The organism is Chitinophaga niabensis (assembly GCF_900129465.1).
GTDB classification, from domain to species: domain Bacteria; phylum Bacteroidota; class Bacteroidia; order Chitinophagales; family Chitinophagaceae; genus Chitinophaga; species Chitinophaga niabensis.
The window spans coordinates 2,922,546-2,944,527 of the sequence record NZ_FSRA01000001.1 but is presented as its reverse complement, the minus strand read 5'-3'; the positions used below and the strand labels follow the sequence as shown (position 1 = coordinate 2,944,527).

Annotated in this window: 11 protein-coding genes; all 11 read right to left on the bottom strand. The window is 46.2% G+C overall.

What is annotated here, in order from left to right; all coding sequences use genetic code 11:
- Positions 1 to 5: 5 nt before the first annotated feature.
- Positions 6 to 515 (bottom strand): group II truncated hemoglobin, encoded by a 510-nt coding sequence (locus BUR42_RS11460; protein ID WP_074240554.1) that lies wholly within the window; start codon positions 513 to 515, stop codon positions 6 to 8.
- Between the two features lie 47 nt (positions 516 to 562).
- Positions 563 to 1,609, bottom strand: coding sequence for a PorP/SprF family type IX secretion system membrane protein (locus BUR42_RS11455; protein ID WP_074239349.1), 1,047 nt, complete (start codon positions 1,607 to 1,609; stop codon positions 563 to 565).
- An 11-nt stretch (positions 1,610 to 1,620) separates the two neighbouring features.
- A complete protein-coding gene (locus BUR42_RS11450; protein ID WP_234979698.1) occupies positions 1,621 to 6,930 on the bottom strand; it encodes an Ig-like domain-containing protein in 5,310 nt (1,769 codons plus the stop codon).
- A 284-nt stretch (positions 6,931 to 7,214) separates the two neighbouring features.
- Positions 7,215 to 10,022 carry a M14 family metallopeptidase gene (locus BUR42_RS11445; protein ID WP_074239347.1) on the bottom strand — a complete coding sequence of 936 codons (2,808 nt, stop codon included), beginning with the start codon at positions 10,020 to 10,022 and terminating at the stop codon, positions 7,215 to 7,217.
- 7 nt (positions 10,023 to 10,029) lie between these two features.
- A complete protein-coding gene (locus tag BUR42_RS11440) occupies positions 10,030 to 12,750 on the bottom strand; it encodes a M14 family metallopeptidase (RefSeq protein ID WP_074239346.1) in 2,721 nt (906 codons plus the stop codon).
- Between the two features lie 17 nt (positions 12,751 to 12,767).
- Positions 12,768 to 13,391, bottom strand: coding sequence for a hypothetical protein (locus BUR42_RS11435; RefSeq protein WP_074239345.1), 624 nt, complete (start codon positions 13,389 to 13,391; stop codon positions 12,768 to 12,770).
- Positions 13,392 to 13,401: 10 nt separating this feature from the next.
- Positions 13,402 to 15,003 carry a SusD/RagB family nutrient-binding outer membrane lipoprotein gene (locus tag BUR42_RS11430; RefSeq protein ID WP_074240553.1) on the bottom strand — a complete coding sequence of 534 codons (1,602 nt, stop codon included), beginning with the start codon at positions 15,001 to 15,003 and terminating at the stop codon, positions 13,402 to 13,404.
- Positions 15,003 to 18,584 carry a SusC/RagA family TonB-linked outer membrane protein gene (locus BUR42_RS11425; RefSeq protein WP_084185519.1) on the bottom strand — a complete coding sequence of 1,194 codons (3,582 nt, stop codon included), beginning with the start codon at positions 18,582 to 18,584 and terminating at the stop codon, positions 15,003 to 15,005. The genes BUR42_RS11430 and BUR42_RS11425 overlap by 1 nt, the downstream gene beginning before the upstream one ends.
- 188 nt (positions 18,585 to 18,772) lie before the next feature.
- The gene (locus tag BUR42_RS11420) at positions 18,773 to 19,750 is read right to left on the bottom strand and encodes a FecR family protein (protein WP_074239344.1); all 978 of its coding nucleotides are present in this window, start codon (positions 19,748 to 19,750) and stop codon (positions 18,773 to 18,775) included.
- An 81-nt stretch (positions 19,751 to 19,831) separates the two neighbouring features.
- Positions 19,832 to 20,398, bottom strand: coding sequence for an RNA polymerase sigma-70 factor (locus tag BUR42_RS11415; protein WP_084185518.1), 567 nt, complete (start codon positions 20,396 to 20,398; stop codon positions 19,832 to 19,834).
- A 194-nt stretch (positions 20,399 to 20,592) separates the two neighbouring features.
- Entirely contained in the window at positions 20,593 to 21,876 is a 1,284-nt protein-coding gene (locus BUR42_RS11410; protein ID WP_074239343.1) for a TCR/Tet family MFS transporter, read from the bottom strand.
- Between the last annotated feature and the right edge of the window lie 106 nt (positions 21,877 to 21,982).

Sequence of the window (21,982 nt, the reverse complement as noted above, 5' to 3'; positions counted from 1 at the left end):
GTCGTTTATTTCTTCTTTTGAAATAAAGAGCCTACCACCTCATAAGGGCCTTTTACTTCTCCCCATCCCCATTCCGGTATCTGTTCATTCTCTGTGGTGGGATTTTCGTCGAGCTGGGAGTTTAATACGGCTACCCTGGTTCCCCATTCCAAATGTGCAATAAAAGTTGAACGGAATTCCGGGTCGTTGGCTAAGCCAATCTCATCTGCGCTTTCCAGTAGCAGGTCTACCCATCTCTTCCGTTGTTCTTCTTTTAATTTTCGGCCTATGTGTTTTCCCACCATGTGTTTGAGCGCATTGTCGCCATATTCTGCGGTGTATACTTTAGGGCCCATCAATACTTCTGCCATAAAATGCGCAACATGTTTGGAATGTTCTGCGGGCATGTGGCGGAATACGGGCTCCAGGATGGGGTCTTGCAGCACTTTTTTGTAAAAGATGTCTGTAAGCTGTTCAAATTTTTCAACACCGCCTGCCCATTCGCAGGGGGAAGGGATCTGATCTTTGTTGTCCATGGTGATAATAGGGTTTATGTAAATGTAAGCTATTAATGAGCATTTGGCTACCGGTTGAACCTTGGGCATAATGCCTGCCGCCTTTCGGTCTGATTCCTGTTTAAAAAATCCCTGTAGGACAGGATCAGTTCAAAGCCTCCGCGATGCTGTGCCGCAGCTGCCAGCTTGTCGATGTTGATGTCGTAACTGATCCCCATCATAAACTTAGAATACTGCAACTGGATGATGGGTATAATGGCATCGTTCATCCGGTATAATATTCCGCCGGTAATGATCCTTTCTCCATCTCCCCAAAGGTCCCTGCTGAACATGGCGCCGGCCTGTAAGCTACTGATGCCGACTGGTTTCCATTGTTCACCGAATTGTTTAAAATAGTCTGCATAGAGAATAAACCTGTCTGTTTCGCTGGTGGGCGTAGATACGCCAAGATTGAAAGCCAGCTTTTTATTCAGTGTAATGGTATGCCCCTCATAGAAACCCACTTTAGGTTTGGTAAGATGAAACAATCCTGCACCCAGGTAGTAATCCGTTTCTTCTTTGATCACGCCATTATAGCTTATGCCGGTAGAGAAATCCCAGTAATTGACACTGGTATTATTAAAGACCTGGCGGGATGATGGAAGGATACTGAAACTGCCATTGCTACCGGCAACAAACTGATCATTCAATACCAGTTTAGTGGGGTCGAACCTTTGTTGCATGGAGCCACCCATAAAGCCGACAGATAAATATGAATTCCTTACGTTGCTAAGCGGGAAACTATAATTGATTGCCGGTAATATTTGTGTGGTACTGAACTGGGAGGTTCCTGCAACATCCCTGATCAGTTGCAGTCCAATGGTAAGATTGTCGTCATTCGCGATATTGATAGGCATCTTAACCTCTGAGCTTAACCCAAAAGTCCTGTAAGGAATAGTAACACTTTGCCATTGGTTCCTGTAAGATGCAGTAAACCGAAGATCTCCTGTAAAGATGCCGGCCAAAGCAGGGTTGCGCAAAAGCGGCTGCTCATAGAACTGAGAAAAGCCAACATCCTGTGAGTATCCCGCAATGCTGGAAAGACAACCTATAAATAACAAAAGATATCGTTTCATAAATAAGTTGTTTATAGTAGTGTAACATTACCTTTAAAAGTATAGGGCGTTCCATTTTCACAAATAACTTCTACTGTATAGATATATACACCGGTATCGGCCATCTTTCCATTCACCCTGCCATCCCATCCAAAATCCGTACTGTTAGCGGGGAAGTTGCTTCTTTCGAATAACATTTTCCCCCAGCGGTTAAATATCCTGAAGGATTTAACGGATGCAATGCCGGTTCCCCTGACTATCAGCTTTGTGTTTTCAGGAACATTTCCATTCGGCACAAAGGCATTTGGAATGAACACCTGTGAGTTCTGGCAGAATACTTTAATACAGATATCATCACTTCTACTACAGCCATATATATTCGTTGCCGTTACATTATAACAGATATTGTTTTTTACAGTTGCAACCGGAGAAGAGCATGCTGGATCATTACAGGTAAGCTCCTGTGATGGGGTCCAGGTATAACTTCGTATGGGTAAAATACCAGGCTCTGCGGCATTGGTAATTACAGGTGCCAGGTTTATACGGGTGCCGGTTGGGAGTATCAGCGTGTCCTGCGGGAATTTTACGATTGGGTATCCGCCAATCTGTATTAAAGTATCCGTGCTGGTACTGCAACCTGTTTGAGGAGAAGTTACTGTTACTGTATATATCCCGGCATCCTGGATCTTTACTTTATTTATTCCGGCGTTTGAGGTATTTACCGGGAAGCCTGTTCCTGGCCCCTTCCACAGGTAAGTGAGTGCTGCATTTCCAGGAATTGAGCTGTAAGCCTGCAATACCAGGTCGTCCCCAACGCATAGTGGTGTTTTTGTTGCAATAACAGGTTTGAGAGGAGCCTGGTTGATAACAACATTGAAAGTTGCAGGTAATGAAATACAATTGTTCTGGATAGCATACACAATATAAGTTCCTGCATGGGACATGGCAGCCGAAGGGAAAGTGATCACCGTATTACGGACCGTGTCAGCAAAGGTGCCGAAAGCAGGGCCTACCCATACATAATCAACAGGGCCGGCCTGTGTACTTGTAGGAGAAAGGGCCGTTAATGTTAACGCCGTTCCGGAACATACCGGGGGATTATAACCGGCCACAGGCTGAGCGGGAGGTGTAGGATCCCTTAAAACAAATACATCCGGTATCTTTTGTGATGTACAGCCACCATTTGTTTGTACAGATATTCCGGAATAAGTTCCTGCCGTGAGTGGAATTACAATCCTTCCTGAAGCATCCGTATTGGTGGAAAATGTATACGAGGTCTGGAATTTATCATAATGAACAATCACAGGAATATTAGGAAGAGGGCCATTATTCAGGTCCAGCACATTTAATACAATGGAGCCTGTGGGAATTCCGCAGGAGGTTGGATGTGTGTAGGATGAACTGACAATTTTAGCCGTGGGGTGAACAATGGCAAGGATGGCTGATTTAGGGCTTTCACATCCGAAGGTATTCGTCTGGCTAACATAGTAAGTGAATTGACCGGCAGTATTTGTACTGATTACAGGAGCTGCATTTAGTAAAACCATATTTCCATCGTACCATTTGATAGTAGTACCGGGTATGGGGTTCACTTGCAGTGCAGCAGGCGGCGTACCCATGCAGAAGTTTGCTATATTGGTAACAGGTGCAGGTGTAGCTGGTTTTACGTTCAATACTATATTATAAGGTATTCCCGGGCATGGAGGCAGGGATGGATTAACCGGTAAAACACGCACCGTGATGGCCTGGCTAATTACACCTGTATTTGTAAATGATAAGGATATTGGACCGGTTGAGCTTCCTGTACTTACACCGCTCACATTTGGCGGTAGTGCCCCCACCACTGACCAGGAGTAAGTAGTATTGGCAACTGTTGAAGAGGGTATATATGTGGCTGTTTCCCCGGAGCAAATAGTTTGATTAGGAATGGGGAAAGTTATTACCGGACTTTCATGAATTGTAAGATTTGCGGTAGTAGTATAACCCGGGCATGGAGCAGAAGCCGCAATAGTATACCTTACGCTATAAATACCAGGCACGCTCAGAGATGGATTGATGGCTCCTGTTACTGCATTGATGGATAAACCCTGGCTTGAAGTAAATGTTCCTCCTGTGGTGCCGGAAAGGGAAACCTGTTGTAGTATTGTTGTACTTCCGCAATAGGGAGATCCTGCATAATTAATAGTGGCAGTTGGTGCGCCGCTTATAGAAACAGTGGCAGTGGTGCTATAATCTGCACATCCTCCTGTACCGCGAACAGTATACCTGATTGTATAAGTACCAGCGGTAGCACCGGAAGGATTGACCTCTCCGGTTGTTGGATCTATTGGTAACCCTGCCGGTGTGATTGAATAAGTGCCGCCAGTTGTGCCAGTCTGATTTACGGTTATTGGTGGATTAGGATTAGCTGCTGAATTGAGTACATTACACAACACGGCAGGTGTATAGCTGATGGAAGCTGATGGTGCCTGCGTAACCGTAACATTCGTACTTGTTGCGAATCCGGGGCAGGGGCCTGCTGCAGCAATGGTATATGTTACTGCATAAGTTCCGGGTGTACTTGTAGCAGGAGTAATACTTCCTGTTGCAGGATTAATGGTTAAACCTGCGACTGAAGAATAAGTTCCACCTGCCGTACCTGTTAATGATACATTGGTTGCAGCATCTGCGGTACAAATAGGCGGATAAGTAATTGTAGCAGTTGGCGTACTATTTATGGTAACAGTTGTGGTAGCTGCATAGTTTGCACATCCTCCTGTACCCGGGACTGTATACCTGATTATATAAGTACTAGCTACAGCACCGGAAGGATTGATCTCTCCGGTTGTTGGATCTATTGGTAACCCTGCCGGTGATGTTGAATAAGTGCCACCGGTTGTTCCCGTTTGGCTTACAGATACCGGAAGATTTGGTGTGGTTGCTGAGTTGAGCACGTTACACAACACAGCAGGTGTATAGCTAATGGAAGCTGATGGTGCCTGCGTAACCGTAACATTCGTACTTGTTGTGAATCCGGGGCAGGGGCCTGCTGCAGCAATGGTATATGTTACTGCATAAGTTCCGGGTGTACTTGTAGCAGGAGTAATACTTCCTGTTGCAGGATTAATGGTTAAACCTGCGGCTGAAGAATAAGTTCCACCTGCCGTACCTGTTAATGATACATTGGTTGCAGCATCTGCGGTACAAATAGGCGGATAAGTAATTGTAGCAGTTGGCGTACTATTTATGGTAACAGTTGTGGTAGCTGTATAGCTTGCACATCCTCCTGTACCCGGAACTATATACCTGATTGTATAAGTACCAGCGGTAGCACCGGAGGGATTGATCTCTCCGGTGGCCGGATCTATCGGCAATCCTGCCGGTGATGTTGAATAAGTACCGCCAGATGTTCCTGTCTGGCTTACAGGTATTGGTGGATTGGGATTAACCGCAGAGTTTATCACATTACACAATACTGCAGGCGTATAAGTGATGGAAGCATTTGGTGCCTGTGTAACATCTACAGTTATAGATGCCCTGGGACTTTCCCCGCATCCTGTAACCTGGCTTACATAATACGTTGTGCTGCCGGGAGTGTTTGTTAAAGGTGTTGGAGCAGTTGGCGAACCTGTGCCGCCTGTTGGACCTGTATACCATAATAAACCCGTTCCGGTTGCAGTTAAAGGAACTGCCGGCTGGTTCTGACAGTAAAGGACAGGAGATACCACAGCAGGCATCACGGCTAATGGATTTACTGTTACCACTATGAGCGCCCTTGGGCCTTCACAATTATTGACTGTTTGACTTACATAATAATTTGTACTGCCAATTGCTGTGGTAGAGGGTGTAGGAGCTGTTGGAGAACCTATGCCACCTGTTGGGCCTGAGTACCATAACAAACCTGATCCTGTTGCAGTGAGGGGGTTGGCTGTTTGATTTAAGCAGAGTTGAACGGGTGTGGTTACACCAGGTGCAGCAGGTAAGGCATTCACCGTAACAACAAGCGGTACTCTTGGGCTTTCACAACTGCCGGGAATGGTCTGAGTAACATAATACGTTGTAGTGCCTGGTGTATTGGTTGAAGGAGTAGGAGCAATAACACTGCCGGTTCCTCCTGTTGGGCCTGTATACCATAATAATCCTGTACCTGTTGCTGTAAGCTGAGCGGCTGTTGCTCCTCTGCAGTAAGCTACAGGGGACACTACAGGTGGGGGAGACAGGGGGCTTACAGTGATCTGTTTTGTTTTAGAGTCGCTTCCGCAACTTGCATTGGAAGCAGTCAATGTAACATTATAAGTCCCTGCTGCATACGTATGGCAGGGGGAAAGGGTAGGGCCTGTGTAAGTATTGCCATCTCCAAAATCCCATGTGAAAACACTCGCTGAAGAGCAACTGTTAGATCCACTGGAACCGTTTATTGTTTGATTGGTGAAACAAACGGGAGTATTTGTACAAGCCGTAAGCGGGAGGCCAAAATCTGCAATAGGCTTTTTCCTTACAATAATTTTGTCTAAAGTATAAGTAGTGGTGAAACACCCATTGGTAACCCTTAGTGTTGCTATGAAATCTATATTAGGGCAGGAGGAAGTTGTATATTGATGGGTAATTAAGTGAACAGCGTTTGTCGCATTTAATGGATGTTGTAAAGTAACGATCGGGCTCCCGTCGCCAAAATTAAGTACATAGGTAGTACCAGGTGAGTTATTGAACCAATTGCCGATCTGGAACTCAACGGGCGCCGGGGCACATAAACCTGTAGTAGAAGTGGAAGTACTAAAACTGGCCAAAGGATTATTTCCATTGTAAAACTGGTAGGTTACACTTTTTGCACAGCCATTGGCAGGTGTGATAGTGATCACAATAGGAAAGAATCCCTGGGATGTATATGTGTGGGTAGTTTGTGCGCCCGGAGCCCAATCTGTTGATGTAAAGACAGGTGTATTGTCTCCCCAGTTAATTTGATAAACATTTCCTGTGCCCGTTGTAACAGAGTTATTGCCTACAACCAGTTGATAGGTTGCATTCCCCACACAATTGCTGAAAGGGTCAAGTGAACTCAGGTCTCTCAAGACGGGCTGGGGGGTAGTTAGTACAGATATGTTTGTGCTACTGACTGCTGTACCGGCTGGCGTAGTTACTTCCACTGTTCCATTTGCAGCTTGATCAGGAACATTAACAGTGATACTTGTGGCGCTATTGACAGTAAAACCAGTGGCGTTCAGGCCCCCTATCCTTACAGATGTAGCGCCTGTGAAATCCGTTCCAGTTATGGTGATAGATTGTCCCTGGCAGGCAGTGGTAGGTGTGAAAGAGGCGATTGTAGGGGCCTGTGCATGTACTGAAGTAAAGCTACCCAATAGCACTATCGCCAAGCTCTGGAGAATGATAAAGCCTAATTTTCGAGACCAGTAGGTTGAACTGCAAAGGGATAAATGCATATAAAATCTGTTGCTATTAGGGATTTAACAGCAACAATAATAAGAATTATAACCCTAATATCACTATTTATAGTTAGATGCCCTGACTAGTAGGGACACAAGGTTCTCACTATTATTTCAACACATATGCAGTATTATTTTAACCTAATTAAAAAAGAAGCGGAGCCAAAAGACTCCGCTCACTTACCACTAGTTGATTGAAACGCTAACTATTTCTTATCATTAGACAATGACGGTTTTATATCCAGGTTATATAAACCATTGAACAATAATTTGAATGTGCTGTGCGACTGTCCACGGAAAGTGATCTCCGGTCCAAATGCATACAGTTTGCCTGTACCCACCGGCGCTATGAATGCTGCCACACCATCTTTCAGATAAGCTTGCCCGAAAGCCCATCCGCTACGTAAAGGATGATCAGTAGAGAACCATGCAATGGGTTTGATGCCTTTACCCGCTGCATCAGCTTCCAGCTTAAATACCGGGCTGTTATCAAAGTTCACATTGCCTTCAGCCGGCATACCCCATGTATCTGCCAATGTGCTGTCTATGGATACATGGAGGATACTGCCGGGTACAAAATATTTAGTGCCCGGCAATGGGCGTTCTTTACCTTCTTTATCTTTTTCCACCAGGTAATTGCTTACCGGCAATTTGAGATGATAAGCCAGGCTGGTGCTGGAACCGATGGTAACAACGGAACCTCCTGCTTCCAGGAATTTTTGCAATTCAGGTATTGACTTTTCAGGTGTGATCTTACCAATGGAAGCGCGGTATTGCTCAGGTGTTTCTTCTTCTTTGGGTTCACGCGGGGTGAAGCCACTATTGCCTGCCGGGTTTTCCCTTCCAGCCAGTGCAGGGATAGCACGTGTTGGGAAAATGATCACATCATACTTACTATTCAGGTTCCCTGCGTCAATATCTTTTGGATAGATGACGGTATAGGGGAAATGGAATTGCTCCATGATAAAGCGCATCCAGCCTGAGGGCATGGAACCGCCATAAGTATCCCATAATGCAATGCGCATCTGGTTCACGCTGACAGTATTGGCCGGGCGTTTTTTAGCCGTAGCGGTTTTTAATCCCACTTCCTGCAGTACCTCTTTTGCTTTGGCGCCTGCTGGCACAAAAAATGTTCCCTGTGCTATGCCAGCACTACCTGTTGTAGTACGGAACACTTTTACACCTGCTTTCAGCAGATCGTTCACAGCAAGGAAAGCATTGTTCTCATGGGGGCTTAATAAATATCCTGCACCTGCATTCGCAGCGATGGTTTGTTTTGGAGGAGATTGTAACTCACCATAAGGCAATTTTTGAAAAGGCCCTTCAAAGCCATCCATGATACGGTCAAATTCTACACCCATCTGGAAAGCGAGTGTCCAGCCGGCTGCATCATATGGCCGGATGGGAGGGCCGCCGGGATATTGAAAATCATTCGGATGGTCTTGAGGTTCAAACATATCCAATACATGTGGGCGGAATGCCTGTGCTGCTTTTACAATATAGGAACCTGCAGGATATTGTTTACCTGCAACCGTAAATGAAGTAGTTGCTTTCTCAATAGCGATGCCTGTTTTAACCAGTGTGTTGATGAACTTCACTGCTGTGCCGAAATCCGGTTGGTCAGCCGGAATAATGTAACCCCGTGCATCCCGGTTAGCGGGATTCTTTAGTACACCATCGTAAAAGCCCTGGGGGATATTATTACCTCTTCTTCTCCAGCCATAGGGATCTGATCCGTCATCTTCCGGCCGTTTAACACCTTTTGCATCCTGGTCTCTTCTGAAAGCCTGTGTAATGGAATCTGAAGTTTTGGGAGAAAGCGTCCAGGTATCTTTGCTGCCGCGTTCAATAGCATTCTTGCCCATCCTGTAGATGTTGAACAATACTTCATCCCGCTGGCGTGCCGCATAATTGAGTATGGCGTAATTGAGGGATACGGAGTAATCGATAGAACGCTGGAAGCGCCAGTCGTCATTCGGTAATACAGGGAAAGGTGTAGCACCGTTAGGTATCAGCCTTTGTGGTACTACGGGTATTTTTTCCGGTGTAGGGTTGCCAATGATCTCCGTCAGTAAACCTATCTGGTTATGGAACTGAGAGGTAGTACGCAATCCGCCATTGTACCAGGTAGAAAAACTGGAACCGTTCAGGCGGGTGAAGCCGGGTTTGTTTTCTGCATTCAGGCGGTTGATCATGGCGGCACCTAATGCATCGATGCCTGTCACCAGTAATGGATCAAAGAAGAAGCTGAAGGGGTCGCGGTAGGGAGGGCCTGCCAGTACAGAACCTTCAGGGCCCCGCTGGTGGTGGTTATACATGATCTGCGGGATCCACTCTATGTACAATTGTTTACCCATGTTGGTGCTTTCCTTCAGGTTCATCATATAGAAGTCCCGGTTATTATCATGCCCTGCATATTTTTCATACAGCACGGGTAATAGTTCAGTAGATCGTTTTAAAGGATCGCTGTTCCGCATATACCAGTTGGATACCAGTTCCTGTCCATCCGGGTTGGCATGTGTGAAAAGAATGATCACATTATCCAGGATGCGCATAGTTTCTGCATCCGTACGGGAGATCAGCTGGTAAGCGGTTTCGATCAACTGATGAGTGCCCACTACTTCTGTTGCATGCAGGCCGCCGTCTATCCATACCACTGCTTTTCCTGTTTCTGCCAATGAACGGGCCTGGTCGTCTGTCAGCCCTTCTGCATGGGCGAGCTGCTGAGAGATGGATTTATATTTGTCCAGTTCCTTCATGTTTTTCGGGGAAGAAACAATGATCATATACTGATGCCGTCCTTCCTCCGTTAAACCAATATCCACCAGCTTTACACGATCTGAAGCTTCGAGTTTCTTAAAATAGGCTTCTGTTTGTGTATAATTAGCCAGCTGATAATCATCTCCGATGTTGAAGCCAAAATGTTCTTTGGGTGAAGGTACTTTTTGAGCAAAGCCTGTTGCGCTATTTAATAGCAACACCGCAGCAAGCAGCAATGGGAATTTATTTTTCATGCAGCAATTATTTCGTTTGATACAGTTGATTGAACAATAACTTAAATGTGCCGTGTGATTGTGCGCGGAAAGTGATCTCAGGGCCAAATGCGTACAGTTTTCCTTTTCCTATGGGTGCTACAAAAGCAGCTATACCATCCTTCAGGTATTTTTGACCCCAGGCCCATCCGCTGTGTAAAGGTGTTTCTGAGGAGAACCATATCAGCTTTTGCAGGTTGGCGCCGTCTTTGAATTTAAATACCGGGCTGCGGTCAAAATACACATCGCTTTTTGCGGGCATGCCGTAATTGGCAGGGGCGGTAGTGTCCAGGTCTGCTATCAGCAGGCTGCCGGGGATGTAGTATTTGGTGTTAGCCAAAGGGCGTTCTTTCTCTGTTAATGCGTTAGTTACCGGCAGTTTCAGATGATAAACGAGATTGGTACTGGAGCCGATAGTAACAACCTGGCCACCTTCTTCCAGGAATCTTTTCAATTGCGGGATAGAAGTATCTGCATTGATACGGCCTAACCAGGGGCGGTATTCTGCAGGGATGTCTGCAGCTTTGGGTTGTGAACCACCTCTTCCTCTCGCTGCACCCGCTCTTGGTTTTCCTGTATCGGGGATAGCACCTGCAGTGAAGATGATCATGTCGAACTTCTTATGCAGGTCACCGGAATCTATGGTTTTGGGATAGATCATTTCATAGGAGAAATTGAACTGTTCAAACAACCATCTCGTCCAACCCGCTGGCATAGAGCCGCCATAGTTATCAAAGATGGCGATGCGCATGGGAGATATGGCAGTGAGGCCATCAGGCTTTTTAGCAAGGCTGCTCACCACGATATTGTTTTGTTGTAAGATGTTTTGGGCTTTGGCAGATGCAGGAACATAGAAAGCTCCTGCTGCAGTGGTTACACGGAATACTTTAATACCGGCTTTCAGCAGATCATTCACCGCCAGGAAGGCATTATTGATCTTCGGGCTGATGAGGTAACCTGCTTTTGCAGTTGCTATCGTTTGTTGAGGTGGTGTTTCTATCTGGCCATAAGGCAACTGTACAAATGGTCCGTTAAATGGATCCAGGATGCGATCGAACTGAACGCCCATCTGGAAGGCGAGTGTCCATCCGGCAGCATCGTAGGGACGAATGGGAGGACCTCCTGCATAAGCAAAATCATTCGGATGGTCCTGTGGTTCAAACATATCGATCACATGTGGGCGGAAAGCCTGCGCGGTTTTCACTACGTAGGAACCTGCCGGGTAATTTTTGCCGCCAATGGTGAAGGCGGTAGTGGATTTATGGATGGTAATGCCTGAACGGCTCAATGCATTGATAAATTTGACGGCCGTTGGAAAATCTGCCTGGTCTGCCGGGATCACATAACCACGGGCATCGCGGTATAAAGGGTTCTTTAGTACGGCATCAAAGAACTTAGTGCTGGTGGTATCTTCCCTGCCAAAAGAGAATTCACTTTCTCCTCCTTCACCCGTCGCGGATTCTGTTTTGCTGCTGTCTGCTGCCTTGTTGGAGGTTTTGATCATCTCCGCATATTTAGGATAGAAGGTCCAGTTATCTTTGCTGCCGCGTTCTATTCCGTTCTTACCCATCTTATAAATGTTGTACAGGAGGCTGCTGCGATAGCGGGCTGCATAGTCCAGCACGGCATAGTTGAGGGATATGCAATAATCAATGGACTGGCGGAAATGCCATACCTGCGGAACAACCGGGTTAGGAGTGGAGCCTTTGGGGATGAGCCTTTCCGGTACCAGCGGAACATTTTCCGGTGTAGGGCCGCCAATGATCTCCGTTAGAATTCCAACCATATTATGAAAGTAAGGAGTTGTACGTAAACCTCCATTCCACCAGGTGGAGAACTGAGAGCCTTCCCGTTCAGTATAACCGGGTTTGCCTTCCACATTCAACCTGTTATTCATTGCAGCACCTACTGCATCTGTAGTGGTCATGATCAGCGGGTCAAACACATAGTTGAAAGGATCACGATAGGGAGGGCCTGCGAGTACAGAACCTGCGGGGCCACGCTGATGATGGTTGTACATGATCTGCGGGATCCATTCTACAAATAACTGCCGGCTGATGTTCTGGCTCTCTTTCATATTCATCATATAAAAATCCCGGTTATTATCATGGCCTACGTATTTGTTGTAAACTTTCGGGATGTTCAGCGCGCGTTTCTTTACATCACTTTCCCGCATATACCAGTTGGATACAATCTCCTGCCCGTCAGGATTAGCATGTGTCATCAGGATGATCACGTTCTTCAGGATATCTTTTGTTTCCTGGTCATTGCGGCTTACCAGCTGGTACATGCTTTCGATCAGCTGATGGGTACCTACTACTTCTGTTGCATGCAGGCCGCCATCTATCCATACTACTGCTTTCCCTTCTGCTGCCAGGTTGCGTGCTTCTTCGTCCGTTAATCCTTCCGCATGTGCCAGCTTTTGAGAGATCTCCCTGTAGCGCTCCAGTTTTGAAAGGTTCTCCGGGTCTGAAATGATCAGCATATACTGATGCCTTCCTTCTTCGGTTAAACCGATATCCACCAGTTTGGTACGGTTGGAAGTGGCGAGTTTTTTAAAGTACGCTTCTGTTTGCGTGTAGGTGGCCAGTTTATAATCGTCCCCGATATTAAATCCGAAGTGCTCTTTTGGAGAGGGAACGGTTTGTGCCCAGGCTATTGTTACCATGAGTAACAACAGGATCAACATGCGATAGAATTTATACATCATAAGTATTTATTGTATTTTTAAGCTCTCTTAAACCTTGCGCCGGTGCGGCAATCACCTGGTTCCCCGCGGGCTTCATCAGCTATATTATTGAAAAAGGTCACTATCCTTCGGCCGTCCTTCAGGTTGAGGATGAATTTAAAAAGAAAATAGTCATTTATCGCCACATTCGCCAGGTTTACATTGGTAATGGCGGCCAGCTGTGCTGCTGTGAAGGAATAGCTTTTAGGGAAAGCGGTCACCGTTTCATGCAGTATGTCGCCTGCTCCTACAATGCTGGGTAAAGGGAACTGCGCAATGTTAGGGTACAGGTTGCCGGGGTAGGAGATCACCAGGGGATAGGCCGGTACGCTGGCTTCTGCTTTGTTGAAGCTGGCATACACTTCTATAGAGGCTACTTCTTCTCTGCCAAACCCTTCCCAGTTCAACTCAAATGCAAATTGCTCATTTGCCAGGTTGGGATCGTTGAGATTAAAGAATACCACCTTTGCATTTTGAAAAGTAGGCAGGGCAGACTTGGTTGTATCGATCTTAACGGTAGGCACTGCGGTGTATTGATAGTTCTCCCATTCGTAATGTGCTTTTTTACAGGAAGATATCATTACGATCATAATAGTGGCCAGGTATATTATTGGTTTCATCATGATGTTGGTTTTATTTGTCCCAGAATACAGGAGTAGTTTGCTGTGCGAGTTGCAGCTGACCGGGATCAGCACCTAAATTGGTGTTGGCCGTTAGTTCTGCTTCAGAATAGTAGAGGCGCAGGGGGAAAGTATTCAGTGGTGATAATGGTGTACGCAGAACAGGTAAACCTGTGCGGCGGTAATCTGAATAGGTTTCCATACCGTTACCATATTGTGCAATGTATTTCTGCGTCATCACCAGGTTGAGCTTACCTGCATCATCTGCTGCATCGTATTGGGCTACCAGGCGGGCGGCAAAAGCATCGATAGCTGTTTGTGCCAGTGCATTCCCTCCGTTGGCTGCAGCATAGGAGCTCATACTGCTCAGATGTGCTGTAATACCATCCCTGAAACTTATCCTGGCGTCATCTCCTGTGGCCAATGTTAATGCCGCTTCAGCACGAATGAACTTTACCATGGCATACGTGATCATGGGCATAATGCCTGCTCCTGTACCATCAGTTACAGCCAGCACTTTAGCTGTGCCCGTAGCGCCTGTGTTAGTGAGGTAGAGATTGGCAGGAGGCAGGTTATTAATGGCTGCATTATCAAACCGGCCGCCCGCAGGATAGATCCCAAAAGAAGAACGGCGGCTTTGGTCTGCGGGAGAAGCGGTACCATCACCCGGGTTACGTCCATAATAACCGTTGCTGTTATTTGAATTGTTCAAACCAGCCGTAGTGTTCTGCCGGGAGATATAATAACGCAGGCGGGGATCATCGTTATTGAACAACAGGTCTATCAGCGACTGGCTCATGTAAAAGCTCTTGCCGCCCTGGTATTCTGAACGATGCCAGGGATGCCGGTTATTGGGATTCTGCACTGTGCCGAACTTAAAGGTGAAGTCCGCGGTATTGGAACTGATCAGCTTGGAAGGGTCTGTCAGCAACGCTTTGATAGCATTGGCAGAACGTGTGGGATCAACAAGCCTGATCCCGTTATAGAGTTTTAGTTGTAAGGATCTTCCCATACTGATCCAGGCGGTCTTGCTGCCGGCATAAATAGGATCGGCTGTTGCAGGTACCAGTGAGGTGCCTGCAACGCTGTTCAGGTTTGCCAATGCAGAATCTATAAGCACCAGGCATTTTTCATAAATGTCGGCTCCTTTTAAAAAAGGAGGGCTCACGTTCACAGGGCCTTCTTCTGTTCCTTCGGAATAAGGGATATCTCCCCACATATCTACCATCAGGGTGACGAGATAAGCTTTCTCCAGCCGTGCAATCCCCACATATCCCCATTGGTCCTGTGCGGCGCCACTGGTGATGATCGATTGGAGATCGTTTAACGTTTGGGTATAAAAACCGGTCCAGGGATCATCAAAGCTGGTGCCCTGTTGCTGGTAGCGGCTCAGTCCATTGGTGAAAATGGTATGTTGTACAAAAGTGGCCGTACCACTGTTCAGCGCATACATGTTTCCTACCAGCGATATTTCCGTAGAAGGCAACAGTAAAGATAACTGGGCTGTAGTAGGGTTATTCGGATCAGAATTGATATCCACAAATTTACTGCAACCACCTGCTACGGACAGGAGCGCGGCGATACCAATTACCTGTGTTATATGTTTTAGTCTCATCAGAAAGAACATTTTAAGTTAAACCCGAAACGTTTTGTAGTAGGTACCCCCAGGTTATCATATCCCTGGGAATTGCCGGCACCGAGTGTACTTACTTCAGGATCGAAGTTGGTGTACCTGGGGAAGCCGGGTGCTTTGTACCAGAGGTTCCTGCCGGAAAGGGAAAGGGAGATGGAGCCGAAGGGAGTTCTGCCAAGCATGGATTTAGGCAGATCGTAGGAGAATCCTATTTCACGAAGGCGGAACACAGTGGCATCAAATACAGAACCTTCATTTACGCCACCAGGCCCCATGCCACCACTGAAGAAATGATCTTCATAGGAGATCGCTACATTGTTAGGGATCTTTTTGCCACTTTGATCACGAAGGGCGGTTTGGGTATTGATATCTCCTAACACCCCCGGTGCTACGATCTGGAATTCGCGGTCTTCCGTATCCCTCGTTACGCCGCGGGACATCATATTGCCCACCGTAGAAGAAAATAAGTTGCCGCCTTGTTTCCAGTCAAATAAAACGTTGAGACCAAAATTCCTGAAGTGGAAAGTATTGGTGATGCCCATCATAAAATCAGGGTTCGGATTGCCGATAGGCAGCAAAGTACCTGATGCTAATGGTTTGCCGGTATTAGGGTCTATCAGGATGTTACCTTCATCGTCCCGTGCATAACCTGTTCCCTGTATCTGTCCGTATGGTTGCCCTACGATGTGTACGCTGCTGGTACCACTTGCACCGCCATAACTGAAGCGGTCATAACCTCCCAGGTCCTGGATGATATTGCGGTTGCGTGTAAAGTTGGCATTGATGTTCCAGTTAAGTCCGTTGTTGGATTGCAGGGCTGCAATGGTAAGGCCTATTTCCACTCCTTTGTTGGTGGCTTCCCCCAGGTTGAGTATCTGGGAAGTGTAACCGGAAGAAGGAGCGGCTGTTACTTCAAAGATCTGAGAAGTACTTTTCTTATTGTAATAAGTGAAGTCTATTCCAATACGGCTATTAAAGAAACGCAACTCTGTACCCAATTCCAGCTCTGTAATGAATTCAGGTTTCAGGTTGGCATTGGTGAGCACGTCTGTTTTAGTTACTACATTATAAGAACCATTGCTGCCACTGAACGGTAACCCTACATTTCCGGGAGAGTTCGGTGCGCCCAGTGAAGGGTTGATCTGGTAAAAAGCAGCCGTCTGATAAGGGGATGCTTCATTACCTACCCTGGTGTAACCCGCCCTGATCTTACCGAAGCTCAGAATGCGGTCAGATAACTGAAAGGCATCTGAAAATACAAATGAACCATTCACGCCACCGTAAAAATAACTACGGTTATTTTTAGGCAGGGTAGAGGATACATCGTTCCTCCCCACAAAGTTGAGGGAGGCAAAGTTCTTATAATCGAAAGTAATGTCTGTAAAGAAAGCGAAGTAACGCTGCTTCAGGAGGTTCCTGTTATTGTTGAGTTGAATTGGTGTAATAGAACTGGTGTTATGAATGTCCACCAGGTCTGCTACGATGATATTATCACCATAGAATGCCTTACGGTCCGTTAACCGTTGGTTCACGTTGTTGCCTATAATGGCCCGCATGGAAAGGTCCGGTTTCAGTTTAGTGGTCACTGTTGCCAATAGCGTATTGTCCAGCTCCTGGCGGTAGATATTATCAGTAGTGATACTGCCATTGGGATAAGATGAAGATCCTTTGCCCCGCACATTCGTACGGCGGTCTGTATAAGAGTTGAACCCGATGGTGTTCTGGATATTGAGCCAGGGAGTGGGATCAAAACCAAGGATCAGGTTGCCGTAATAACGGTCCACCGCACTGGTGGAGGGACTGTGTTTAACAGACCAGTAAGGATTGTCTACCCCGGTATAGTCATACACGTTACTGCCATCCTTTGGATTTTCGTATGGATAGCTGGTAAGGTCAAAGCTGGTGGGAACATACATCAGGGCGGACATGATAGATCCTGTAGTACCACCTATAGGTGGGGTGGTTTGCCGGGTTGTTACATAGTTGATGGAACCGCTGGCATAGAATTTATTCTCCAGTTTGATATTGCCGCCTACATTCACAGAAGTACGGTTGATCTCGTTGGAGGGTACCACGCCATTATTCATGGTATGTGAGAAACCTGCGTTGAAGTTTCCTTTTTCACTACCGGAAGAGATAGTGATCGCGTTCTCATATACATTCCCTGTTCTGAAGAAGTTCTTAACATTCTGACCTGCATACGATTTGTAGGGCACCTGGATAGGGGTTACACCATCTGCTTCATAGAACTGCGGGAAGATGTCCGAGCCAAAGGTGCGTGTTAACTGATGCGGAACAGTAGTGCGTGTAGGAAGCAGGCTTTTTACGCCGGGATAGGGTTGCCCCCATGAAGCATATACACCATGCCGGTAATCGTTATTGGTACCCTGCCCATATTTTGTTTGATATTCGGGCAGCCCTGCTACATTTTCAAAAGCATAAGAAGTGCTGTAAGTGATCTCTGTTCCTTTACGGCTCATTTTTTTACCGGCCTTTGTAGTAATGATGATGGCACCGTTGGCAGCACGGGAGCCATACAATGCTGCTGCCGCAGCACCTTTTAATACTGTCATACTCTGGATATTATTAGGGTCCAGGTCAAACGCACGGTTGGTGACGCCTACTCCGCCCACTGTGGTAGCGCCTACATTTGCAAAACTTGAGTTGTCGAAGGGAACGCCATCCACCACAAATAAAGGCTGGTTATTGCCATTCAGAGAAGAGTTACCACGAATCGTGATATTAGTAGCGCCTCCTGCCACACCTCCTGCCGATTGAATATTTACACCGGCCACTTTCCCTGTGAGTGCTCTTACCGGATCAGGTTCTGATTTTTGTGCCAGCTTATCTGATGTAACGGTAGATACGGAATATCCCAGGCTGTTCTTCTGGCGGGCGATACCAGCCGCTGTTACTACAATGTCCTGCAATTGCTTTACAGCTACTTTTAAATGGATCGTACGGGCGTTTGATGCGGTGATCTCCAGCGGTTGATAGCCGATAGCTGTTACTACCAAAGTAGCACCCTGTTTTACTTTCAAAGAGAATGCACCATCCGCACCGGAAGTGGCACCATTGCCCGTCCCTTTTTCCAGGATGGTGGCGCCGGGAAACGGATCATTGGTTTCACTCAGTACTTTTCCTTTGATCAGTGAATCTGCCACCGGGCGGATGGCAGACATTTCAAAGGGCGGGGCCGTTTCATTTTCTTTAAGGATAATAAAGCGATCGCTTACTTCAAAGTCAATTTCAGTACGGTTGAATAACCTGTTCAATACTTTACCCAATTCTTCCTGGCGGGCACTGGCCGTTACTTTTTGGTCTAATGCAATGTGGCTGGAGCTGTACACGAATTTTACATCCGCTTTGTTTCCGATCTGATGCAGCACATTCTTTAAACTCATGTCATCCACCTGAATAGAGATCCTTTTATTGAGGATGCTTTGTGAATAACCTGTCTGAGGATAAGCGATCTCAAAGAGGAAGATCACTGCCATAAGGTGCATGGACGCTGTTCGCATGGATTTGGAGAGGAGGGCTTTTGCGCTTACATTTGTAGACATAGTCCAGATTTCTTGTTAGTAGATTTAGTTGAACGACACAAGGAATTCCCTTACCGCACGCACATGCGGTGAATAAGAGGGCTATCATTTTGTAGCGGGAGGGATGTCAGCCCTCCTGCTTTCCTTTTTTAATCGGTGCTTGCTTTAGTCATAGGCTTCCCTTTTTTTCAGTTTGATTTTGGTTGTTGTTAGTTGTGTTTTTTTTGCTGTTGCAGAGAGATCATTCTTCCCTCTATTAATACTTCCAGGTTAAGTGCCTGCCCGATCATCTTCAAGGTGTTGTCTAATGATTGATCAGTAAGATCGGCAGTTATTAAATGATGATTGATCGTAGTGTCTTTCAGCAGGATCTGTACATCGAATTTATTTTCTATGCGCTTTATTACATCCGGCATATGAGCATCGTTAAAAGCCATATCATACTCTGTGCCGCGTGTGAGCTCATGTAAAGATGTTGTTGCTTTACTTTCTTTGGCAATTGTTTCAGATAACACGGCATAAACAGCTTTTTCATTCGGGTATACCAGCACGCGGCCTGCCTTTTCTGTTGATAAAGAGATCTTTCCCGTTAGTACAGTTACTTCTGTTTGCCGGCCATTACTCCTGATATTAAAACTGGTGCCCAATACCTGCGTGGTGAGTGGGCCGCAATGGATATAAAAAGGATGTTCTGCGTCTTTGGCCACTTCAAACAGTGCTTCCCCTTCCAGCGTTACAACGCGGTTACCTTTACCAAACGTAACAGGGTAGATCAGCTTGCTGTTATCCTTCAGCCATACGATAGAACCATCAGAAAGGATCAATTTCCTGATCTTTCCGCCCGTGCTTGATATATCTGTGAGGCGATGTGGTGCCACCAGGTTGAGTAAGCTGTTCCTGTATATAGTGCCGGCTATGATAAAGAGTGCTACCGTGGCGGCTATCTTTAATCGTTTTACCGTGAATATGTTTCTAACGGGAGCGGGTTGTTCTGCTTCCCGGATACGGTTTAATAATCGCTCATAACCTCCCTGCTGCGCTTCTTCCCGTTCCTCTTCCGGCAGGGTTTCAAATGCCTGCTCATCCGCCATTCTTTCCAGTAACTGTTCTACCTGTTTCGCTTCCCGGGCGGAAAGGAGGCCTTTCAGGTATTTATCGATCAGTTCTTTTATTGCATTATTCTCCATAATTGCTACGTGGTGATGGTGTTCTTATAAGTAAGTAAACTGAGATGGAGGGAACACCTACGCAGGGCGTAAATTTTTTTCTTACCAGAAGTAGTGGCCTAATACGGCCCGCAATTGCCGGAGTGCTTTGGTGAGATGGTTTTCCACGGTTTTGTGGGAAATATGAAGCACATTTGCAATATCGCGGATAGAGAGTTGTTCATGCCGGCTCATACGGAAAACCTGCTGGCATTTTTCGGGTAACATTGCCACTGCTTTATCCATGTTCTTTTTCAGATCATTGGCATTTACCTGCTCTTCATTGGAATTATCTGCGGTTCTTTCAGACTTTAAAAAATGCTGGGTGTAATTCTGCCGGATATGTGCTGCCTTTATATAATTTAACAGCTGGTATTTTACGGCAGAGAACAGGTAGGCGGAAAGAGAGTGGGTTACTTCCAGTTCTTTGTGTTTCTTCCACAGGGCAAAGAAAACTTCCTGGATAATTTCTTCTGCAGCTTCTTTACTCTTCAGGCGATTGTATACATACCCATATAATCTGGGCCAGTAGCTGTCGTAAATATGTTTAAAGGCGTCCATATCGCCTTCTCTCAGGGAAGCAAGAATTATAGATTCATCTAAAGAATGGTATTTATTTTTAATATCCAATTTTTAAGGATGATATTTACTTATTGATATAAAAGAACAAAAAAAATATAGAAAATCATAGTGTGATGATAAATAAATGTTAATTGTATGTCTTTTGATATACTTATATTAAAAAACGTAATGTAAAGTAGTTTGAATAAAAAAGGCTTTAAGTCTTCTCCGACCTAAAGCCTTTTCCAGAAAATTTTGGGTGTTTAATGCATGGGTGTTTCACTTAATCCTCCGGAGCCTTTGATCACTTCCAGTAATTCAGGATGTTCTTTCTTCTCCCTGTTCAGCACCTTATTTATAATAACGATGCTCAGCAGCATGCATACTCCTCCGATCAAAAAGTGTATTCCGGGAAAATGGAAGGGTGCACGTGTGGATGTGAAATATGCGAATGTGCCGCTCATGATCGGTGGCCCTATAACAGTGGTGAGGCTCATCAAACTGGTGAGTGCTCCCTGCAGTTCTCCCTGCTGATTGGAGGGAACATGGCCTGATATTACTGATTGCAGGGAAGGGCCGCATAAACCGCCCAGGCAATATGGGATCAGGAAAGCAAACATCATCCATCCCTGCGTGGCAATGGCAAAGAGGAAGAGTCCTAATGTATAGAGTCCCAGGCCCAGGTAAATACTTTTTTCATTTCCGATCTTAGGAATCACCACTCTCGTTAATCCTCCCTGTACGGCTCCCACGAGTACACCTACCACGGCAAGGGAGATACCCACCATTTTTTCGCTCCAGTTGAAACGATAGATGGTGAAGAAGTTCCAGTTGCTTTGAACAGCCTGCGCCCCAAGATAAATAAGGAAGAAGCCTACTGCCAGTCCTCCGATCTCAGGATGTTTGGTCAGGAATTTCAATGAGCCGAAGGGGTTAGCCCGTTTCCATTCAAAGGGCCTGCGGTTTTCTTTGCTGAGTGATTCCGGTAAAAGGAAGTATCCGTATAAGCAGTTCACCAGGCAAAGTGCTGCGGCTGCATAAAAAGGCGCCCTGATACCCCAGGTTGCCAGCAACGCGCCAAGGGCAGGACCCAGCACAAACCCTAAACCAAAAGCCGCACCGATCATACCAAAGTTCTTGGCTTTTGTAGTTTCATCCGGACTGATATCTGCAATGTAGGCTGTGGCGGTAGTAAAGCTGGCACCTGTTATACCAGCAATGATGCGGCCTGCAAAGAGCCAGCCGTATGTTGGTGATAATGCCAGGATGATGTAGTCAACACCAAAACCAAGCAGTGAAAACAAAAGAACGGGGCGGCGGCCGTACCTGTCACTCAGATTTCCCAATAGTGGTGCAAATACAAATTGAGTGGCCGCAAAGGCGGTTAGCAAATAGCTGCCATAGGTACTGGCTTCATTGATGGGCAGGCCCTTTAGCTCTGCCACCAGATCTGCCATTACAGGGATGATCAATCCCCATCCCATAACGTCGATCAGTAGTGTGATAAAGATAAAGCTGAGGGCAGCTTTCTTATTCGTGGTCTGCATGTGATGCTTTGTTTTAAGTGGAGCAAACTTACATCCAAATAATGAACAAGCAGGGATGTGATTACGCCAAAATTGAGGGCGATTACGTCAATTCAGGAGAGGATTG